3 protein-coding genes are annotated in these 1984 nt (G+C 55.6%); all 3 read right to left on the reverse strand.

Annotation, left to right across the window (positions count from 1 at the left end; genetic code table 11):
- A partial coding sequence (locus AB6E51_RS24320; protein ID WP_372140294.1) for a hypothetical protein occupies positions 1–184 on the reverse strand: 184 nt, incomplete at its 3' end.
- Positions 181–756: a hypothetical protein gene (locus AB6E51_RS24325; RefSeq protein WP_102300491.1), complete on the reverse strand. Its 576-nt coding sequence runs from the start codon at positions 754–756 to the stop codon at positions 181–183. The genes AB6E51_RS24320 and AB6E51_RS24325, both read right to left, overlap by 4 nt.
- Before the next feature lie 66 nt (positions 757–822).
- A complete protein-coding gene (locus AB6E51_RS24330; RefSeq protein ID WP_154723990.1) occupies positions 823–1908 on the reverse strand; it encodes a DUF6094 domain-containing protein in 1086 nt (361 codons plus the stop codon).
- Between the last annotated feature and the right edge of the window lie 76 nt (positions 1909–1984).

The following is a 1984-nucleotide window of genomic DNA, read 5'->3' on the forward strand; positions in this document are numbered from 1 at the left end:
CAAACGGCACCCGCTTGAGCGATTGCATCACCGCCGCGCGCTTTTCACACGCCGATTGATAACGCGCCGGGTGCGCCGCTTCAATGTTGTCCAATAGGCCGTCACCGAATTGGTCGATGAAGTCATGCAGAGACAACACGTTGTCTTGCTCGTTTTGTTGAGTGGTTTCTGTCGAGTCGCTCATCCCATCGCTCCTTGCAGTACGGTTAATACGCCTTGCTGCAGCGCTTCACTGACTAAGGGCTCCATCACGTCAATCTGCAAGTCCAAATGATACGCAAATACCCCATAGGAGGGCAGCTCGTGAATCATGGATTGCAGTCTTGGTTGCAGGGCCGGTTGCCAATGCTCTAACAGCGGCAAATGACACAGCTGCTTGAGCGTTGGCCACAACGTGGCGTGAGACAGTGGGGTTTGACTCATCACCGTCATACTTTGACCGCTAGGTTTCAGTAACGACGGGTGAATAAGCCAGGTGTGCACCCATTCGCCCACGGGCGTGTGTTTGGGTAACCGTGTGGTACGTTTGGTGAGTGACTTCGCCTGAGCAAAGTCGAGCACCAGATTGCCTTCCGGTAGTTTGACGGTCATGACGCGTATTCCGCCCTCGCTCATCGGTAGCGTGAGCGCGGCGAAAAAGTGTTGCATGGCGCCATCGCGTCCCCATACGGAGAGAAATTGCACCTGGTTATCAGCGGTGGTGACCACCGCATCGAGATAAAGCCCGTTATCGAGCGAAATCAATGGAGTCTTCATGGTTAGGTTCCTTATTAAAAAATAAGGCGCCTTCCCGTCAGGAAAAGCGCCTGACGGGCAGTGAAGTTATTGTATGACCACGATGCGGCCAAAGCGCTCACCCGGGGTGAGGTCAATCGCTCGAATGAGCGGTTGAAATTGGTCTATCACGGTGGTGATGGTTTGGCTCTCATCAACCGTCGTCACGGTGCGCTGCACTTTTTGAGTGCCACCTTTGACCAGCAGTGTCTGAGAGCCATCGTTGCTGTGCACCTGGCCGGCAATCTGTCCCGCCGCGAGCGACAACGACAAATGCCAAGGTGACAGTTTTCTTAACGGCCGAGGGACTTGGTGGTGCCTCGCGAGGTTAAATTGGGTGTCAAAGGTCGGCCAAAGCCCCCCATGCGCCCCAAACGCTTGTTCAAGTTGCCCCGTATCTGGCCGTATCATTTCAAAACGAAATGGTGCGTCATTGACTGGGGGTATCTCAAACGGTCGAGTGGGGTAAGGCAATATCACCTTACCTTCGCCAGCGTTTATCAATTGGGTCGCCGTTTGTGTGCGCTCCGCTTGATGCTCAGGCCCTCTCATGTCCGCTTTGCGCCCTAAGATGACCACTTGTTTAAAGCGGTCGGTTGAGGCAGCGAACACTTCGACCTGTCGTAGCCGCATCGCAAGATAACGGCTAAACGCAGGTGAGAGAGAGGGATAGGGCACCACCAACGCCAATATGCCGTCACGCTTTAGCGTGGGGAGCAGGCGTTGAGTGAACTGCACTTCCAGTCTGGCCATGTCACGATGTTGTTTGTCCACCTGGTCGGTGACCACCGCGCCATACGGCGGGTTTAAAAACAGCAACGTCTGACTGCCTGAGCCGATTTGTGTGTCAAACGCATTGCTGCGCAGCACCGAATCGAGGCATTGACTGGCCGTGACGGCCCGCGCCTCATCCAGCTCCACGCCATAGGTGTGAAGCGCGCTCTGCTCATGGTGGTCGATGTGACTCGCCAACTGAGCCAGCGCCTTGCCTTCCCCGCAACACGGGTCGAGCAAGCGTTGAGTGCCGGCTTTGAACCGCAGTCGCTTGGCTATCTCTGCTAAGGTCGCCTCATCGGTCGGGTAATACCCGTCTTTAAGGTAGTTGTGCGCCACGCGCGGGTGCATCACGGCCATTAGCTTGCCTCCTCATCAAAGCGAAGGCGCATCCAATGCTGCGCTTTGGGCTCAAACTTCCACACGCGCTCATCAT

The organism is Vibrio sp. 10N.247.311.47, assembly GCF_041467535.1.
Lineage (GTDB): Bacteria > Pseudomonadota > Gammaproteobacteria > Enterobacterales > Vibrionaceae > Vibrio > Vibrio crassostreae_C.